The organism is Reyranella sp. GW821-FHT14A01 (genome assembly GCF_058803965.1).
In genome coordinates, this window is sequence record NZ_JBXAPM010000031.1 from 23,139 (window position 1) to 39,199 (window position 16,061).

Annotated in this window: 17 protein-coding genes; 3 read left to right on the forward strand and 14 right to left on the reverse strand. The window is 64.9% G+C overall.

All coding sequences use genetic code 11. From position 1 onward, the window contains the following. Positions 1-46 precede the first annotated feature (46 nt). Together AC1ROX_RS30940 and AC1ROX_RS30945 are read right to left on the reverse strand one after the other, a co-directional pair. The gene (locus AC1ROX_RS30940) at positions 47-463 is read right to left on the reverse strand and encodes a replication/maintenance protein RepL (RefSeq protein ID WP_493132686.1); all 417 of its coding nucleotides are present in this window, start codon (positions 461-463) and stop codon (positions 47-49) included. 259 nt (positions 464-722) lie between these two features. Then, a complete protein-coding gene (locus tag AC1ROX_RS30945) occupies positions 723-1,493 on the reverse strand; it encodes a ferredoxin--NADP reductase (RefSeq protein WP_493132688.1) in 771 nt (256 codons plus the stop codon). 245 nt (positions 1,494-1,738) lie between these two features. On the opposite strand from AC1ROX_RS30945, the gene AC1ROX_RS30950 reads away from it, so the two are divergent. Next, positions 1,739-2,473 (forward strand): DUF1194 domain-containing protein, encoded by a 735-nt coding sequence (locus AC1ROX_RS30950; protein WP_493132690.1) that lies wholly within the window; start codon positions 1,739-1,741, stop codon positions 2,471-2,473. Here the strand turns inward: AC1ROX_RS30950 and AC1ROX_RS30955 are convergent, their stop codons facing one another. Beyond that, positions 2,474-3,472 (reverse strand): Bug family tripartite tricarboxylate transporter substrate binding protein, encoded by a 999-nt coding sequence (locus AC1ROX_RS30955; RefSeq protein WP_493132692.1) that lies wholly within the window; start codon positions 3,470-3,472, stop codon positions 2,474-2,476. Positions 3,473-3,606: 134 nt separating this feature from the next. On the opposite strand from AC1ROX_RS30955, the gene AC1ROX_RS30960 reads away from it, so the two are divergent. Continuing rightward, entirely contained in the window at positions 3,607-3,861 is a 255-nt protein-coding gene (locus tag AC1ROX_RS30960) for a hypothetical protein (protein ID WP_493132694.1), read from the forward strand. A 24-nt stretch (positions 3,862-3,885) separates the two neighbouring features. Here the strand turns inward: AC1ROX_RS30960 and AC1ROX_RS30965 are convergent, their stop codons facing one another. The 6 genes from AC1ROX_RS30965 to psrA form a co-directional block, all read right to left on the reverse strand. Beyond that, positions 3,886-5,478 (reverse strand): ABC transporter substrate-binding protein, encoded by a 1,593-nt coding sequence (locus AC1ROX_RS30965; protein WP_493132696.1) that lies wholly within the window; start codon positions 5,476-5,478, stop codon positions 3,886-3,888. Between the two features lie 93 nt (positions 5,479-5,571). After that, a complete protein-coding gene (locus AC1ROX_RS30970) occupies positions 5,572-7,164 on the reverse strand; it encodes an ABC transporter substrate-binding protein (RefSeq protein ID WP_493132698.1) in 1,593 nt (530 codons plus the stop codon). An 84-nt stretch (positions 7,165-7,248) separates the two neighbouring features. After that, positions 7,249-8,043: a phosphonate ABC transporter, permease protein PhnE gene (phnE, locus tag AC1ROX_RS30975; RefSeq protein WP_493132700.1), complete on the reverse strand. Its 795-nt coding sequence runs from the start codon at positions 8,041-8,043 to the stop codon at positions 7,249-7,251. A 2-nt stretch (positions 8,044-8,045) separates the two neighbouring features. Then, positions 8,046-8,888, reverse strand: a complete 843-nt coding sequence (phnC, locus tag AC1ROX_RS30980) for a phosphonate ABC transporter ATP-binding protein (protein WP_493132701.1) — start codon at positions 8,886-8,888, stop codon at positions 8,046-8,048. A gap of 28 nt (positions 8,889-8,916) precedes the next feature. Continuing rightward, positions 8,917-9,807 (reverse strand): phosphonate ABC transporter substrate-binding protein, encoded by an 891-nt coding sequence (gene phnD / locus AC1ROX_RS30985; protein WP_493132703.1) that lies wholly within the window; start codon positions 9,805-9,807, stop codon positions 8,917-8,919. 42 nt (positions 9,808-9,849) lie between these two features. After that, complete coding sequence (psrA, locus tag AC1ROX_RS30990; RefSeq protein WP_493132705.1) at positions 9,850-10,962, reverse strand: iron-containing alcohol dehydrogenase PsrA; 1,113 nt, start codon at positions 10,960-10,962, stop codon at positions 9,850-9,852. Between the two features lie 118 nt (positions 10,963-11,080). Between psrA and AC1ROX_RS30995 the strand changes: the two genes are divergently transcribed. Then, entirely contained in the window at positions 11,081-11,992 is a 912-nt protein-coding gene (locus tag AC1ROX_RS30995) for a LysR substrate-binding domain-containing protein (protein WP_493132707.1), read from the forward strand. Here AC1ROX_RS30995 and AC1ROX_RS31000 read toward each other — a convergent pair. From AC1ROX_RS31000 to AC1ROX_RS31020, 5 genes are all read right to left on the reverse strand, one after another. Continuing rightward, positions 11,946-12,704 (reverse strand): SDR family NAD(P)-dependent oxidoreductase, encoded by a 759-nt coding sequence (locus tag AC1ROX_RS31000; protein WP_493132709.1) that lies wholly within the window; start codon positions 12,702-12,704, stop codon positions 11,946-11,948. The two genes, AC1ROX_RS30995 and AC1ROX_RS31000, sit on opposite strands and share 47 nt — an antisense overlap. Before the next feature lie 28 nt (positions 12,705-12,732). Beyond that, positions 12,733-13,533 carry an SDR family NAD(P)-dependent oxidoreductase gene (locus tag AC1ROX_RS31005; protein WP_493132711.1) on the reverse strand — a complete coding sequence of 267 codons (801 nt, stop codon included), beginning with the start codon at positions 13,531-13,533 and terminating at the stop codon, positions 12,733-12,735. Between the two features lie 121 nt (positions 13,534-13,654). After that, positions 13,655-14,200 carry a carboxymuconolactone decarboxylase family protein gene (locus tag AC1ROX_RS31010; RefSeq protein WP_493132713.1) on the reverse strand — a complete coding sequence of 182 codons (546 nt, stop codon included), beginning with the start codon at positions 14,198-14,200 and terminating at the stop codon, positions 13,655-13,657. Between the two features lie 106 nt (positions 14,201-14,306). Continuing rightward, entirely contained in the window at positions 14,307-15,128 is an 822-nt protein-coding gene (locus AC1ROX_RS31015) for an SDR family NAD(P)-dependent oxidoreductase (protein ID WP_493132715.1), read from the reverse strand. A gap of 9 nt (positions 15,129-15,137) precedes the next feature. Then, positions 15,138-15,977, reverse strand: a complete 840-nt coding sequence (locus AC1ROX_RS31020; RefSeq protein ID WP_493132717.1) for an SMP-30/gluconolactonase/LRE family protein — start codon at positions 15,975-15,977, stop codon at positions 15,138-15,140. Positions 15,978-16,061 lie beyond the last annotated feature (84 nt).

A 16,061-nucleotide genomic window follows, 5' to 3' on the forward strand; every position in this document is an offset into this window, starting at 1 on the left:
AGAGGCCGGCCGAACCCACGCGGACCGGCCTCCAAACGGCGGCGGATCAGACTGATCCGCCGCCGCTTGTCCTTCGTGTCGCGGCCGGCGGGACCAGCCGCACCACGCCCTGTTCCAGGCATTCGTTCATGAAGCGCACGGTCTGCTCGATGCCGCGGGCGAAGGCGGCCTGGTGGTGCGCCTGCTGCAGCACCCCCGGGTTGATGACGTAGCTGTAGCGTTTCTTCTCGACGATGATGCCGAGTTCCAGCAGACGCTTCAGCTTGCGGCGCACCGTCTCGCGGGGGATTCCCGAAGCGCTCGCGATCGAGGTCGCGTTCGTGGCGCGCTGACCCTCGATGCCGATCAGGCTGTCGAAGGTCGCGTACTTCTCGCGGAACGCCGCGTCCCGCAGGCCCGGCTCCACGGCACTCGTTCCGACCAGCTCGGCGACCAGCGCGAGGTCGAGGTCACCCTCGTACAACCCACGGCGCTCGCGCTCGATGCGGTGCAGGTAGTTGCCGATGATATAGATGAAGAGACGGGAGATTCCCCCGTCGCCGGTTGCAAGGGCAAGACGTCCTTCGACGGCGACCGCCGTCGCCCGTCGCCGCGGCGGACGGGCCTCCTTTACGCTACCGCATCCGTCATCCCTGTTCTCTTGCCGGCACGAGCCGTCCGCTCAGGCTGTGGCAGCCGAAGTCTAGGCGCGTGCACATGACAGTTCGAGGGTCGGGCAGCAGTTACTCGACGAAGGCCTTTTCGACGACGAACTCGCCCGGGGTGGTGGTACTGCCCTCGGTGAGGCCCATGCCTTCGAGCAGGGCGCGGATGTCGGCCAGCATCTGGACGGAGCCGCAGAGCATGAACCGGTCGTTCTCGCGCGACATCGGCGGCAGGCCGACATCGTTCGCCAAGGTACCGTTCTCGATCAGGTGCGAGATGCGGCCGCGATACTTGAAGGGCTCGCGGGTGACGGTCGGGTAATAGACCAGCTTGTCGCGGACCATATCGCCCAGGATCTCGTCGGCCGGCAGCTCGTCGGCCAGGGTCGAGCGGTAGGCGAGGTCGCGGACATGGCGGCAGCCATGGACCAGGATGACCTTCTCGAAGCGCTCGTAGACGTCCGGGTCGCGCACCAGGGACAGGAAGGGGGCGAGGCCGGTGCCGGTACCCAGCAGGTAGAGGTTGCGGCCGGGGGTCAGGCTGTCGAGCAGCAGGGTGCCGACCGCCTTGGCGCCGACCAGCACCGGATCGCCCGGCGCCAGGTTCTTGAGGTGCGAGGTGAGCTTGCCGTCGGCGACCTTGATGGAGAAGAACTCCAGCTCGTCCACATAATGGGGGCTGGCGATGGAGTAGGCGCGCAGCACCGGCTTACCCTCGAGCTTGAGCCCGATCATGGTGAACTGGCCGCTGGCGAAGCGGAAACCCTTGTCGCGGGTGGTCTTGAAGCTGAACAACTCGTCGGTCCAGTGATGCACCGACAACACGGTCTCGTTTCTCAACGCGCTCACGCCGAAACTCCTACGCAACGGGCCGGCCCGACGCCGGGGCGAATGGATATAGTGCAGCGCAACATAAATAGCCAGATGCGCAAATAATTCGCAATAGCAAGATTGTCACGTGCCGAAGTCCGGTCGCAGAAGGAATTTTCCGCAGCGCCGGTGCCGGTGGAAGATTTTGCGGAGCCGTCGGAGTGGATCGCGGTTGAGGACAGGCGTCCTATACTCGGACGAACCGGGTAAGCGAGGGTCCGTGCATGAAGAAGATTGTTGCGCTGCTGGGTCTGGTCCTGGCGTTCGTCTCTCCCTCGGCGCGGGCGGCGGAGCCGGTCGACATGCTGCTGGTGCTGGCCGCCGACGTCTCGCGCAGCGTGACCGATCCAAAGTTCAGGCTTCAGCGCGAAGGCGCGGCCGCGGCCATCACCCATCCCGACGTGGTGCGGGCCATCACCTCGGGGCCCAACCGGCGCATCGCCGTGTGCTTCATCGAATGGGCGTCGGTCAACATGCAGAACATCGTCATCGACTGGACGGTGATCGGCGACGGCGCCTCGGCGCGCAATTTCGGCGACAAGCTGATCGAGACGCCGCGCTCCTTCGCCGGCAGCACTTCGATCAGCGCCGCCATCGACTTCGCGGTGACCCATATCGAGCGCGCGCCGTTCACGGCCGACCGGCGGGTCATCGACGTCTCCGGAGACGGCAACAACATCGCCGGCCGCCTGATCACCGATGCCCGTGACGACGCGGTTGCCAAGAGCATCACGGTCAACGCACTGGTGATCCTGACGCCGCTCGAGGAAGCCTTCCGCCCCGAGCACACCAATCCGCCCGGTGGCCTGGAGAAATACTTCCAGGACAATGTCATCGGCGGCCCGGGCGCCTTCACGATCGTCGCCGAGAACCACGGAGCCTTTGGCCGGTCGATGACCAAGAAGCTGATCCAGGAGATCGCGGGCCTGCCGCGCAACGAGCTGGCGGCCGCGGACTGACTACTCCGCCGTCGCCCCCGACGCCTTGATGATGGGCAGCCACAGCGCCTGATCGTCGGCGATCAGCTTGCGCGCCTGTGCCGGCGTGTCGGGCGGCAGCACCTCGAAGCCCTGGACGAGGAGCTTCTCCTTCACCTTCGGCATCTGGGCGATGCGGCCGATCTCGGCATTGAGGCGCGCAACAATGGGCGCGGGCGTGCCGGTCGGCACCGCGAAGCCGAGCCACGTGGCGACGACGAAGTCGGGCAGGCCCGCCTCCATCATGGTCGGAACCTCAGGCATGATGACCGAACGGTCCTTGGTGGTGACGGCGAGCGCCTTCAGCTTGCCGGCCTTGATCTGGCCCACCACGGTCGGCGCATTGAAGAAGCCCATCGTCACTTCGCCGTTGACGACCGCGAGGACGGCGGCCGGTGCGCCGCGATAGGGCACGTGCTGCAGCTTCGTGCCGGTGCGCTGCTCCATGATCACGCCCGACATGTGCAGGCTGCTGCCGACGCCGCTCGACCCGTAGGTGAGTTCACCCGGCTTGGCGCGTGCCTGTGCGACAACGTCGGCGACGGTGTTCGCCGGATTGGCGGTCGAGACGACCATCACGTTGGTGAGAATGCCGGTCGTGGACACCGGGATGAAGTCCTTCAGCGGATCGTAGCCCGGCGACTTGTAGAGCCCCATGTTGAAGACCGTGGCGCCCTGCGAGGTCAGCAGCAGCGTGTAGCCGTCGGCTGGCGCGCGGGCGCCCTCGGCGGTGCCCAAAAGGCCGCCGGCGCCGCCCTTGTTGTCGATGATGACAGGCTGTCCCAGCGCCTTGGCCAGCTCCTCACCGAAGGTGCGCCCGACCGTATCGGCCCCGGCGCCGGCGGCGAAGGGGATGATCATGCGGATCGGGCGGTCCGGCCAGTCGGCGGCCATCGAAGGGGCCGAGGCGAGAAGCGGAGATGCGGCCAGGAGCGTGCCTGTCAGGGCATTGCGGCGCGTCAGGACCAGTCGTGAATTCATGTCGGTTCCTCCCAAGTGTCGTGCAAGGGTGCGTTGCTCACGCCCACTGTTGATTTCGACAGTATCACATAAGCTTGAGCCTGCCCTGACGAGAGCGTTTCAGCAGCGTTAGACTCCCCGTAAAGGAGAAAACCATGAAGCTCGGTTCGATGGCAGCGGTGACGGGGGTGCTGGTATCGCTGGGCGGCTGCCAGAGCATCACCTACCAGAAGGAAGGTGCCGGGCCGCAGCAGGTCGAGGCCGATACCAAGGCCTGCCAAGAGTACCAACTGCGGCGCTGGAACGCGATGGGCGGCAACTACGTCGAGAACATGGATCGCGACGAGTTCGAGAAGCCGTGCATGGAAGCGCGCGGCTACAGGCAGGTGCTGGTGCCGGGCCGGTCGTAGCGGCCCGGCAACCCTCGTTCCGGCCTACTTGTCGAGCCAGACGTCCTCGAAGCGCGAGCCGTTGTAGAGGCTGTTCACCATCGGGCGGAAGCCCTTCACATAGGGGTGCCAGCAGCTCGCCGCCGCGTTCCACATGATGATCGGCCGGAAGCCTTCCTCGAGGATCTGCTTGTCGATGTTCCAGACCATCTTCTTGCGCTTCTCGAGGTCGCGCTCGGCCGACTGGATCGGGAACTGCTTCTCGATCTCGGGATTGCAGTAGCCGACATAGTTGCGCTCCGACTTGCAAGCATAGTGCTCGAAGTAGGTCTGGTCGGGATCGTCGACACCGTTGCCGGTCGTGTTGAGGCCGACCGAATAATCCTTGCGCGCGACCTTGTTGAACCACAGGGAGGTGTCGACCAGGTCGAGCTCGCCGTCGATGTAGATCTCCTTGAGCTGGTCGATCAGGATCACGGCCGGGTCGCGGTAGAGCAGGTGGTTGCGGGTCGCGACCTTGAGCTTCAGCCTGTTGTCCGGACCGTAGCCCAGCTTCTTCATGATCGCCTGGGCCTCGGCCCGGTTCTTGGCGACGTCGGGTCCGTAGCCCTTCACCTGGTCGAACATTTCCTTCGGCATGCCCCAGACGCCGCCGGGCGCCGGTTCCATGACGCCGCCGGCCTCGCCGGCACCCTGGGCGAGGATCTTGATGAAAGACTGCCGATCGATGGTGAGCAGCATGGCGCGGCGGATGTCGGGATTGTCGAACGGCGGCGCCTCGCTGTTCACGATCAGGTTGGTGCTGTTGTTCATCGGCGCGACTTCGCAGACGGCGCTTGAGGCCTGGGCCTTGATGTCTTTCAGCAGCGGGATGGTGACGGCGTAGGGCGCCGTCATGTCGTAGCGGCCCGAGACGAAGCCCAGCATGGCCGTGCCGCGCGCCGGCACGATCGGTATGTCGATCGCGTCGAGGTAGGGCTTGCCCTTCTTGAAGTAATCCGTGTTGCGGACGAGCTTGATGATCTCCTTCTGCTTGAATTCGCCGAGCTTGAAGGGACCGGTGCCGATCGGCTTGGTGCGCATCTGCGCCGTCGGCACGTGGCAGGAGTAGACGGGGCTGTAGCCCGAGGCGAGCAGCACCAGGAGCGAGGGCTGCGGCTGGCCGAGATGGAAGGTCACCTCGCGATCGCCGTTGGTCGTGACTTCCTGGAGGTTCCAGTACCAGGAGGAGCGCGGATTCTTGCGCAGTTTCTGGGTCTCGCTTTTGCCGGTGAGCATGTCCCAGGTGCACTTCACGTCGGCCGAGGTGAAGGGCTTGCCGTCATGCCACTTGGCATTGCCGACCAGCTTGAAAGTCAGCTTCTTGCCGTCCGCGCTCCACGCCCAGCTCTCGGCGAGATCCGGACGTATCGTCTCGAGGCTGTTCTGCGGGATCTGCTGATCGAACAGGACGAGGTTGTTGTAGAGGCTCATGAAAGGGACGACCGTCGATGTCGTCGCCTCTTCGTGGATCGATGTGCTGGGCGGATTGTCCGCGAAGTACATCTTCAGGGTGCCGCCGCTCTTCTGTGCGAGCGCCGGTACCGCCGACAGGCCGAGCGTCGCCAGGACGCCGAGAAATCCAATAGATAGCCGCATTGTTTTTTCCTCCCTTTACTTGTTGCAGGGAGGATGACGCGACAAAGGCCCCTCGTCGAGAGGGGCCTTGCCGGGAATGCGGCTACAGGCCGGCTACTTGTCGAGCCAGATGTCCTCGAAGCGCGAGCCGTTGTAGAGGCTGTTCACCATCGGCTTGTAGCCCTTCACGTAGGGCGCCCAGCAGGTTCCCGAGGCATTCCACATGATGATCGGGCGGAAGCCTTCCTCGAGGATCTGCTTGTCGATCTCCCAGACGAGCTTCTTGCGCTTCTCGATGTCGCGCTCGGCCGACTGGATCGGGAACTGCTTCTCGATCTCGGGGTTGCAGTAGCCGACATAGTTGCGTTCCGACTTGCAAGCATAGTGCTCGAAGTAGGTCTGGTCGGGATCGTCGACGCCGTTGCCGGTGGTGTTGAGGCCGACCGAGTAGTCCTTGCGGGCGATCTTGTTGAACCAGAGCGCGGTGTCGACCAGGTCGAGCTCGCCGTCGATGTAGATCTCCTTCAGCTGGTCGATCAGGATCACGGCCGGGTCGCGATAGAGCAGGTGGTTACGCGTCGAGACCTTGAGCTTCAGCTTGTTGTCGGGACCGTAGCCCAGCTTCTTCATGATCGCCTGGCCTTCGGCGCGGTTCTTCGCGACGTCGGGTCCGTAGCCCTTCACCTGGTCGAACATCTCCTTGGGCATGCCCCAGACGCCACCCGGCGCCGGTTCCATGACGCCGCCGGCCTCGCCGGCACCCTGGGCGAGGATGTCGATGAACGACTTGCGGTCGATGGTGAGCAGCATGGCGCGGCGGATGTCGGGATTGTTGAACGGCGCGGCATCGCTGTTCACGATCAGGTTGGTGCTGTTGTTCATCGGCGCCACCTCGCAGACCGCGTTGGCGGCCTGGGCCTTGATGTCCTTCAGCAGCGGGATCGTGACGGCATAGGGCGGCGTCATGTCGTAGCGACCCGAAACGAAGCCCAGCAAGGCCGTGCCACGCGCCGGTACGATCGGCATCTCGATGGCATCGAGATAAGGCTTGCCCTTCTTGAAGTAGTCCGTGTTGCGAGCGAGCTTGATGATCTCCTTCTGCTTGAACTCAGCCAGCTTGAAGGGACCGGTGCCGATCGGCTTGGTGCGCATCTGCGCCGTCGGCACGTGGCAGGAATAGACGGGGCTGTAACCCGAGGCGAGAAGGATCAGCAGCGAGGGCTGCGGCTGGCCGAGATGGAAGGTCACCTCGCGGTCGCCGTTGGTCGTGACCTCCTGGAGATTCCAGTACCAGGAAATGCGCGGATTCTTGCGCAGCTTGTGGGTCTCGCTCTTGCCCGTCAGCATGTCCCAGGTGCACTTGACGTCGGCTGACGTGAAAGGCTTGCCGTCGTGCCATTTGGCATTGCCGACCAGCTTGAAGGTCAGCTTCTTGCCGTCCTCGCTCCACGCCCAGCTCTCGGCGAGGTCCGGGCGGATCGATTCGAGGCTGTTCTGCGGAATTTGCTGATCGAAGACGACGAGGTTGTTGTAGAGACTCATGAAGGGCACGACGGTCGATGTCGTCGCTTCTTCGTGGATCGATGTGCTGGGCGGATTGTCCGCGAAGTACATCTTCAGTGTGCCGCCGCTCTTCTGTGCAAGCGCCGGTGCCGCCGACAGGGCGAGTGCCGCGACGACACCGAGAAGTCCGATCGATAAACGCATAAACCACACCCTCTACTGCATTGCACAGAAGATGACGCGGAGCTTTCTCCGCGTCGAGAGGGCCGGTCCGGCTAGCGAATTGCTCTATCGGATCATGGCACGCAGTTTCGACGACATCAGGTCGGCGGCGAGCACGAGGATCAGGATCACGATCACACAGGCGGCCGTGTCCTCGTAGGCGAAGAGTTTCATCGAGCTGATCAGCTCGAAGCCGATGCCACCGGCGCCGACCATGCCGAGAACCGTCGAGACACGGATGTTGGTCTCGAAGCGATAGAGCACCACGCCGATCCAGGCCGGCAGGACCTGCGGCAATACGCCGAACACGATTCGCTGCAAGGTGCCCGCACCGGCCGCCCGCAGGGCATCGAGCGGACCCTCGTCGATCTCCTCGATCGCCTCGGCGAAGAACTTGCCCAACATGCCGGCACCGTGCAGCGCGATGGCCAGCACGCCGGCGAAGGGACCGAGGCCGACGGCGGCCACGAAGATCAGCGCCAAGATGATCTCGTTGATGCCGCGCATCACGTTCAGCACCTGGCGCAGCCCGTGGAACACCCAGGCATAGGGCGAGAGATTTCGCGCAGCGAAGAAGCAGACTGGCAGGGCCAGCACGATGCCGAGCAGGGTGCCCCATAGCGCGATCTGCACGGTCTCGATGGCGGGCTGCACCAGCTTCTGCATGAAGGTGAAGTTGGGCGGCAGCATGCGGCCGATGAAGTCGCCGATCCACGGCAGACCGTCGATGAATCCGGTTATGCTGAGTCGCGTGCCGACGGCCGACCACCAGAGCGCCGCGACCGTGAGGCCCAGGATTGGGACCATGATCCACCAGCCGAGCGGGCCGCGCGGCTTGTTGACGACGAATTGCAGGGACATCTTCAGGCCCTCTCTTCGACGGAGGCGGCAGAGGCGGCCAGCGCGATCTCGGCCTCCGCCGCGGCGCGGCGGCGTTCGGTGAGGCGCTGGGCGGCATCGAGCACGTTGGGATCGTCGAGGCCGGGATAGATGCTGCGGATCACGTCGCCGCTCACGCCGGCCGGAGGACCGTCATAGACGACGCGACCGGCCGAGAGGCCGACGACCCGCTCGGCGAACTCCAGCGCATAGTCGATCTGGTGGAGATTGCAGAGGACGGCGATGTTCGATTCCTTGCAGCTCTTCTTCAGGTAATTGAGCACGGTGCGCGAGGTCTTGGGATCGAGGCTCGCCACCGGCTCGTCAGCCAGCATGAACTTGGGCTGCTGCGCCAGGGCGCGGGCGATGCCGACCCGCTGCTGTTCGCCGCCCGACAGAGCGTCGGCGCGGTTGCGGGCCTTGTGGGACATCGCGACCTGCTCGAGGCAATGAAGCGCGATCTTCACGTCGGCCTCGGGAAAGAGCTGCAGGCTGCTGAGGATCGGCGAGAGGTCGGCCATGCGCCCGACCAGCACGTTCTTCAGCACGCTGAGGCGCTTCACCAGATTGTGCTGCTGGAAGATCATCGCGACGTTGCGTCGGAGCAGGCGCAGGTCGCGACGGTTGGACGAGAGCGACGTGCCGTCGACCACGATGTCGCCGGCCGTCGGCTCGATCAGCCGGTTGATGCAGCGCAGGAGCGTCGACTTGCCGGCACCCGACGGTCCCAGCACGACGACGAACTCGCCGGGCCGGATCGAGAGGCTGACATCGTGCAGCGCCTGATGGTCGCCATAGGATTTGGCGAGGCCGCGGATTTCGATCATCGCTCGATCTCCCTGGTGTGGGCCTGGGCTACTTCTGCTTCTTGAGATCGATGTTCGCGAGCTTCGCGGTCTCGCGCACGACGTCGTAGGCCTGGTCGTTGGTTTCCTTGAAGCCGTTCAGCTTGCCCTGGTCGGACCAGTTGAGGTCCTTGATCGACAGGAACGCGGCCTTCACCTTGGCCTTCGTCTCGGGCGAGAGATCCTTGCGCCACACCATCGGCGATTCCGGGATCGGCGGCGATTCCCACACGACCTGGATCTGGTCGGCCTTGATATGGCCCTTGGCGATGGCGGCATCGAGGATGCGGTCGGCGATGGTCGCCGCATCGACCTTGCCGTTGGCGACGGCCAGCGCATTGGCATCGTGTGCGCCGGTGAAGATCACCGTCTTGAAGTCGCGCTTGGGCTCGATGCCGGCCTTGAGAAGGCCTGCGAGCGGGAAGGCATAGCCGGAGGTCGAGGCGGGATCGACGAAGGCGAAGTTCTTGCCCTTGAGATCGTCGAGCGTTTTGATGCCGCTCGATTTCAGGGCGATGATCTTGGAGTGGTAGTAGGTGCGGCCGGCCTTGGCGGTCTCGGCGATGGCGAAGGCCTCGACCGGGGTCACGGTGGTGGCCAGCACGTAGGAGAACGGCCCGAGATAGGCAATGTCGAGATGCTTGGCACGCAGCGCCTCGATCACGCCGTTGTAGTCGGTGGCGACGAAGCCCTGGACCTTCATGCCGGAGTTCTTCTCGACCGCATCGAGGATGTCCTTGCTCTGGGCGAGCATCGCCCGCGAATCCTCGGAGGGGATGAGGCCGACCTTGAGCACCTGCTGGGCCTGCGCGTGAGCTGCGCCCCAGGCGCCGATGGTTCCGCCGGCCAGCAGCGAGCCGGTGGTTAAAAGCCCGAAATCGCGACGCGTCATCCTGGTCATTTTTGTTTCCTCCGTGGTTTCTTGTCTTTTGATCTTTGACCTCTAAGCGGCCATTTCGGCCAACAGCGCCTCCCGGCGTCCGATGAAGTTGCGGCCGCGGTCCCCTGCCAGCGCGTCGTCGACGAGACGCGCCCAGTCGTGGGCCGCAATGCCGTGGTCGGTCGCGTCCGGCGAGATGCCGAGCTTCTTGAGGAATGTTTCGAGGCGCCCGGCGCCGGCCATAAGGTCGTTGCCGAAGATGCGGCGCAGCGAGGCATCGCAGGCGGTATCGCAGCCGGCCACGGCGCGCATCACCATCGGCAGGCTGAACGAGCAGGCGATGCCGTGCGGCACGCCGTGATGCAGGGTCAGGTGATAGGACAGCGAATGCGCGAGCGCGGTGCGCGTGTTGGAGAAAGCGAGGCCAGCGAACAGGCTGGCGCGCGCCAGCCGCGTGCGTAGTGCCTCGTTCCTGAGATCATCCGCGAGCAGCGGCAGCGCGTCGATCACTTCGCGCGCCGCGACCTCCGCCAGCGAGCTCGACACCGGGTTGGCGTTGACGTTCCAGATGCTTTCCAGCGCGTGGCTCAGTGCATCGAGGCCGGTGCTGATGGTGACGGCGCGCGGCAGGCCGAGCGTCAGCAGCGGATCGACGAGTGCTGCCTCGGGATAGAGCGTCTCGCGGGCCAGCGAATACTTCTTCATGGCGCCGGTATCCCAGACGGTCGCCCAGGACGTGACTTCGCTGCCGGTGCCGGCTGTCGTCGGGATGGCGATGATCGGCGTGCGGCCAAGGGAGTCGCCGTCCTTGCCGGTCTGCAGATGGCGCCGCACCGTGGCGAAGTCGCCCTTGGCGGCGGCCAGCACCTTGGCGGCATCCATCACCGAGCCGCCGCCCAGCGCCACGATGGCTTCGACGGGACGCGATGCCGTCGCGTAAGTGCGGCAGGATTCGGTGAGGCCGATGAAATCCGGATTAGGGCCGATGTTGCTGACCGTCACCGCTGGCGTACCCGCCTGGGCGATGACGCGGCGGGTCAGGTCGGCGAAGACACCGCCGCCATTGGCGTCGTCGTAGGTCACGAGGCAGTAGGGCCGGCCGGCCAGCACCTTGCCCAGCGTCTCGAAGACGCCGGCGCCGAACTTCACATCGACCGGATTACGGTAGCGCCACATCCGCGCTGTACTCCCATGGCTTTACTGGCTTTGCCTTGTCGGCCTTTTGACAATCTTCCGGCCGACTCACACATTTAGCCAATTCAAACATTCTCGAACTGGCATTGAGAAAATCAATATGAGGCACACGCAGCTCCGGTCCTTCCATGCGGTCGCCCAGCGGTTGAGCTTCACCGCTGCCGCACGCGAGCTGAGCGTCAGTCAGCCTACGATCACCACTCAGGTGAAGTCGCTGGAGCAGGAGTTCGGCGTCGAGCTGTTCGTGCGTCGCGGCCGGCGCATCGAACTCACCGAAACCGGCGGCGGTCTTCTGGACATCACGCGCCGGCTCTTTGCCGACGAGAAGGAAGCGGCCGACTATCTCAATGAGACGCGCGGCCTCAAGACCGGCCATCTTCGCGTCGGCGCCGTCGGGCCCTATCACGTCACCGACATGCTGGCGGCCTTCAATGCGCGTCATCCCGGCCTCTACGTGTCGGTCACCGTCGGCAATTCACGCGACACGCTGCGCGACCTCCTGGACTACCGGACTGACGTGGCGGTGCTCGCTCATGTCGATCCCGATCCGCGGCTGGTCGCCATTCCCTATCGCCGGCATCGAGTGATCGCCTTCTGCCCCATCGACCATCCCTACGCGCAGCGGCGCAGCCTCCGCGCGCGCGACATGGAGGGGCAGCGCCTGATCGTGCGCGAGGCGGGATCGACGACGCGCCGCGCCTTCGACCAGGCGATGCGCGAGGCCGATGTGCGGCCCAAGGTCGTGATGGAGATCGGCAGTCGCGAATCGATCCGCGAGGCGGTGGCCAAGGGGATCGGCATGGGCGTGGTGTCGGAAGCCGAGTTCATTCCCGATCCGCGGATCAAGCCGCTGCCGATCGCGGATGCCGAGATCTTCACCTACGCGCACGTCGTGCACCTGAGGGAGCGGCAGAATGCGCGTCTCGTGCGCGCCTTCCTTCAGGTGCTGGCCGGCCTGCTGCCGGTCAGTTCGCCATCCAGCCGCCGTCGACCATCAAATTCTCGCCGGTGATGAAGGTCGCCTCGTCTGAGGCGAGGAAGAGTGCGGCGTTGGCCACGTCCTCGGAACGGCCGAGGCGTGGCAGCGGCGTGCGGGCGTGGGAGTAGTCGATCCAGCGCGACTCGATCGCGCGGCCGGTCTTGCCGGTGAGGATTTTGCCCGGCGCCACGGCATTGCAGATGATGCTGTCGCGGCCGTAGTCGGAGGCGATCTGGCGCGTGATGTAGACGACGGCGGACTTCGAGACGCCGTAGGAGAAGTCCTCGGGCGAGGAGATCATGCCGTGCTGCGAGGAGATGTTGACGATGCGCCCGCGCGCCTCGTTGCGGATCTCCTGCGTCAGCATCTGGCGTACGGCGGCGCGGCACATCAGGAAGACGCCGGTGACGTTCACTTCCATCACCCGGTTCCATTCTTCCAGGGTGGTGTCGGTCAGCATCTTGCCGGAGCGGATGACGGCATCGTTGACCACGATGTCGAGCCGGCCGGTCGGCAGGGCCGCCCGGCGCACCGCTTCCTCGACATCTGCCTCCTTCGATACGTCGCCCTGAAAGAAGGGCACATTCAGGATCTTGTGTGTCGGCTCGCCGCCCTCGACGACCGCCTCCGTGATGTCCATGAGGAGGAGGGTTGCCCCTTCCGCCTGGAACTTCTTGGCGATGGCGCGGCCGATGCCCGAGGAGGCACCGGTGATGAGGGCGGTCTTGCCGGCAAGTCGGTTCATGGGCCCAGCCGACGCAAGGTTCGTGCCTCTAGCCGCGCCGCACGCTGGCGCCGCCATCGACCGGCAGGGTGACGCCGGTGATGAAGCTCGCCTCGTCGGAGGCGAGGAAGAGGGCGGCGTTGGCGACATCCCAACCGGTGCCCATCTTCTTGCCCAGCGGCACCTTCGCGTCGCGCTCGGCCTCGACCTCGGCACGGCTCTTCTTGAAGGTGCGGGCGCGCGTGTCGACGGCCATCGGCGTGTTCATCAGCCCGGGCAGGATGACGTTGGCGCGAATACCATACGGCGCGTTCTGGTAGGCGAGCTGCTCGGTGAAGGACACCATCGCTGCCTTGGTCGCCTTGTAGGCCACGTACGGGTAGGTGGTGATGACGGCCATTGACGAGATGTTGATGATCGCGCCGCTCTTCTGCTCGCGCATGATCGGGATCACGTGCCGGGCGGCGAAGATGCAGCTCTTGAGGTTGATCGCGACGCAGCGATCAAAGGCTTCCTCGGTGATGGTGAGCAGTTCCGCATCGCCGCCCGAGAGCGAGACGCCGACATTGTTGTGCAGGATGTCGACACGACCCCAACGGGCATGTGCGTCGGCGACCATCGCCTTCATCTCGGCTTCCTTGGTTACGTCGGCCTTGAAGGCGACCGCCGTGCCCTGGTTGACGCCGATCATCTCGACGGTTTCCTGCGCCGATTCGAGATTGTGATCGACGCAGAGGACCTTGGCGCCCTCGCGCGCGAAGGTGAGCGCGGTGGCGCGGCCGTTGCCCATGCCTTCGCCGGGGCTTTGCCCGGCACCGACGACGATGGCGACTCGATCTTTCAGGCGCATGTTGCTTCTCCTTGTCATCCCGACCGTAGCGCGCAGCGCGAAGTGGAGGGATCTTTCATCTACAGACTGGTTGCAGGCCCTTCGGCTTCGCTGCGCTCCGCTCAGGGCGCTGACGATTACGTCAGCGAATCGGGTACTGCTTCAGCACTTCCTTGTACTGCGGCTCGTTGTCGATCTGCATGGTGGCGAGCACGCGGACGACGGCGCAGTAGAAGGCGATGGTGAGCACCAGGTCGGTCATGTGCTCGTCCGACAGGTCCTTCTTGATCTCGGCGAAGGTGGCTTCGGACATTGCGAGGTCCTTCACCATCTCGCGCGCGCCCTTGAGGATTGCCTTGGCGAGCGGCTCGAGCTTGGAGGGCTTGCCCTCGGTCTCGGCCATCAGGCCCTGGATGTCCTCGTCGGTGACGCCGAACTCCTTGCCGATCTTCACATGGTGGGTGAATTCGTACTCCGACTTCTCCATCCAGCCGACCTGGAGAATCGCGAGTTCGCGCAGGCGGGTGTCGAGCTTGCTCTTGAAGCGGATGTAGCCGCCCATTCCGCTGAAGGCCCGCGCCATGTCGGGCGAATTGACCAGCAGCTTGTGCAGGTTGGTGTTGCGCTTGAGCATGTCGCGATACTCGGGCGCGACCTGGTCGGGCTCGAGATAGGGCAGGCGGGCCATCTTTTCTTCTCCTCCTCATTGTCATCCCGAGCCGAAGGCGAGGGATCCTTGCTGTTGCCGTAAGGATCCCTCGCTGCGCTCGGGATGACACTCACGGTTGGTTTAATCAGTGGTCCTGTGAATCGCGTTCCGGGCCCTGCAGGGTGACGCCGCCGTCGACGACGAGGACCTGGCCGGTGATGTAGCGGGCATGGTTGCTCAGCAGGAAGCGCACGGCGTGGCCGACGTCCCAGCCGGTGCCCTCGGTTTTCAGCACGGAAGCCTTCGCGCGCTGGGCGCGCGCCGCCTCGCTCATGCCGTTGCCGCGGGCATAGACCATCGGCGTGTACATCGGGCCGGGGCAGATACAGTTGACGCGGATATTGTCGCGGCCATGATCGACCGCCATCGCCTGGGTGAGGCCGATCACGGCGGCCTTCGAGGTCGTGTAGGTGGTGAGGCCGCGCGGCCGCAGCGCCGAGATCGACGAGATGTTCACGATCGAGCCGCCCTTGGCCGTCTTGATCATCGCCGGAATGGCGTGCTTGGAGAGCAGGAACATCGTCTCGACGTTCACCTGCATAACGCGACGATATTCCTCGGGCTTCTCCTCGACGACCGAGCCGCGGCTGCCGATGCCGATATTGTTGTCGAGGAAGTCGAGCCGGCCCCAGCGGTCGACCGCGGCATCGACCAGCCGCTTGCAGTCCGCTTCCTGGGTCATGTCGCCGGCATAGGCCGCGGCATGCTGGCCGCCCTCGGCCTTGATCATCGCGACCGTACGCTCCGCCAGCGCCAGCTCGCGGTCGGCCACAAGCACATGGGTGCCGGCGCGCGCCAGAAGGAGCGCGGCCGCGCGGCCGTTGCCGATGCCGTCATCCTTGGCGCCGCCGCCGGAGATGATCGCCACCTTGCCGGCGAGGCCGGCATCGTCTTCTGGACCTTTCACGCATTCCTCCTAGGGCAGGCCGGCGCCGGGCACGTCGACGCGCATCGTCTCGATGCGGCCGTCCTTCTTGTCGGCAATGGCCGGCCCGCTGCCGCTGTTGGTGACCACGAAAAGCGTGCGGCGGTCCTTGCCGCCCAGCATGCAGGCATAGGCCGCGCGCTCGCCGAGATCGAGATCGTGCGTGACCTTGCCGCCCTCGAGCACGCGGACCATGTGATGGGTGAAGGCGCCGGTGACCCAGATGCCACCCTCGGCGTCGAGGCAGATGCCGTCGGGATTGCAGTTGGGCGTCTCGGCCCACAAGCGGCGGTTGGACAAGGTACCGTCGGGCGCGATGTCGAAGGCCGTGAGACGCTTGGCGAAGGTTTCGCCGATGATCATCGTCTTGCCGTCGGGCGTGATGACGGTGCCGTTGGGGAACATCAATTCGTCGGCGGCCGCATGGATGGAACCGTCGGGATCGACGCGGGCCAGCACCGCGGCGCGCGGCTTCTCGCCGGCATGCCGGTCGAAGCCGAAATTGCCGACATAGGCGCGGCCCTTGGCGTCGACGATCATGTCGTTGCACAGGCCGGTGGCGATCGAACTCAGCTCGGCCTCGACGGTGAGCTTGCCGTTTGCGAAGCGCATCAGGCGCCGGTCGGTCATGCTGACGATCAGCATCGTACCGTCGGGCCGCCAACCCATGCCCGAGGGACGTCCCGGCACCTCGACGATCGTCTCGGCCTTGCCGCTCTCGTCGACGGTGCGCACCTGGTGGACGTAGAAATCCGAGAAATAAAGCCGGTCGTCCCGCCAGCGCGGGCCTTCGCCGAAGGAGAGGCCGTCGAGCAGCGGTTCGAGTTTCATGGCCACATTGTCATCCTCGTCTTAGCAAAATCCGGTAGGTTTTGAGCGCTTCGCAAGAAGCGTGTGGGCCCGGATGGCCATCCG

Excerpts from the sequence above, each read along its gene's own strand:
- AC1ROX_RS30950 (WP_493132690.1), top strand. The coding sequence starts at position 1,739 with ATGAAGAAGATTGTTGCGCTGCTGGGTCTGGTCCTGGCGTTCGTCTCT.
- AC1ROX_RS30955 (WP_493132692.1), bottom strand. The coding sequence starts at position 3,472 with ATGAATTCACGACTGGTCCTGACGCGCCGCAATGCCCTGACAGGCACG.
- AC1ROX_RS30960 (WP_493132694.1), top strand. The coding sequence starts at position 3,607 with ATGAAGCTCGGTTCGATGGCAGCGGTGACGGGGGTGCTGGTATCGCTG.
- AC1ROX_RS30965 (WP_493132696.1), bottom strand. The coding sequence starts at position 5,478 with ATGCGGCTATCTATTGGATTTCTCGGCGTCCTGGCGACGCTCGGCCTG.
- AC1ROX_RS30970 (WP_493132698.1), bottom strand. The coding sequence starts at position 7,164 with ATGCGTTTATCGATCGGACTTCTCGGTGTCGTCGCGGCACTCGCCCTG.
- phnE (WP_493132700.1), bottom strand. The coding sequence starts at position 8,043 with ATGTCCCTGCAATTCGTCGTCAACAAGCCGCGCGGCCCGCTCGGCTGG.
- phnC (WP_493132701.1), bottom strand. The coding sequence starts at position 8,888 with ATGATCGAAATCCGCGGCCTCGCCAAATCCTATGGCGACCATCAGGCG.
- phnD (WP_493132703.1), bottom strand. The coding sequence starts at position 9,807 with ATGACCAGGATGACGCGTCGCGATTTCGGGCTTTTAACCACCGGCTCG.
- psrA (WP_493132705.1), bottom strand. The coding sequence starts at position 10,962 with ATGTGGCGCTACCGTAATCCGGTCGATGTGAAGTTCGGCGCCGGCGTC.
- AC1ROX_RS30995 (WP_493132707.1), top strand. The coding sequence starts at position 11,081 with ATGAGGCACACGCAGCTCCGGTCCTTCCATGCGGTCGCCCAGCGGTTG.
- AC1ROX_RS31000 (WP_493132709.1), bottom strand. The coding sequence starts at position 12,704 with ATGAACCGACTTGCCGGCAAGACCGCCCTCATCACCGGTGCCTCCTCG.
- AC1ROX_RS31005 (WP_493132711.1), bottom strand. The coding sequence starts at position 13,533 with ATGCGCCTGAAAGATCGAGTCGCCATCGTCGTCGGTGCCGGGCAAAGC.
- AC1ROX_RS31010 (WP_493132713.1), bottom strand. The coding sequence starts at position 14,200 with ATGGCCCGCCTGCCCTATCTCGAGCCCGACCAGGTCGCGCCCGAGTAT.
- AC1ROX_RS31020 (WP_493132717.1), bottom strand. The coding sequence starts at position 15,977 with ATGAAACTCGAACCGCTGCTCGACGGCCTCTCCTTCGGCGAAGGCCCG.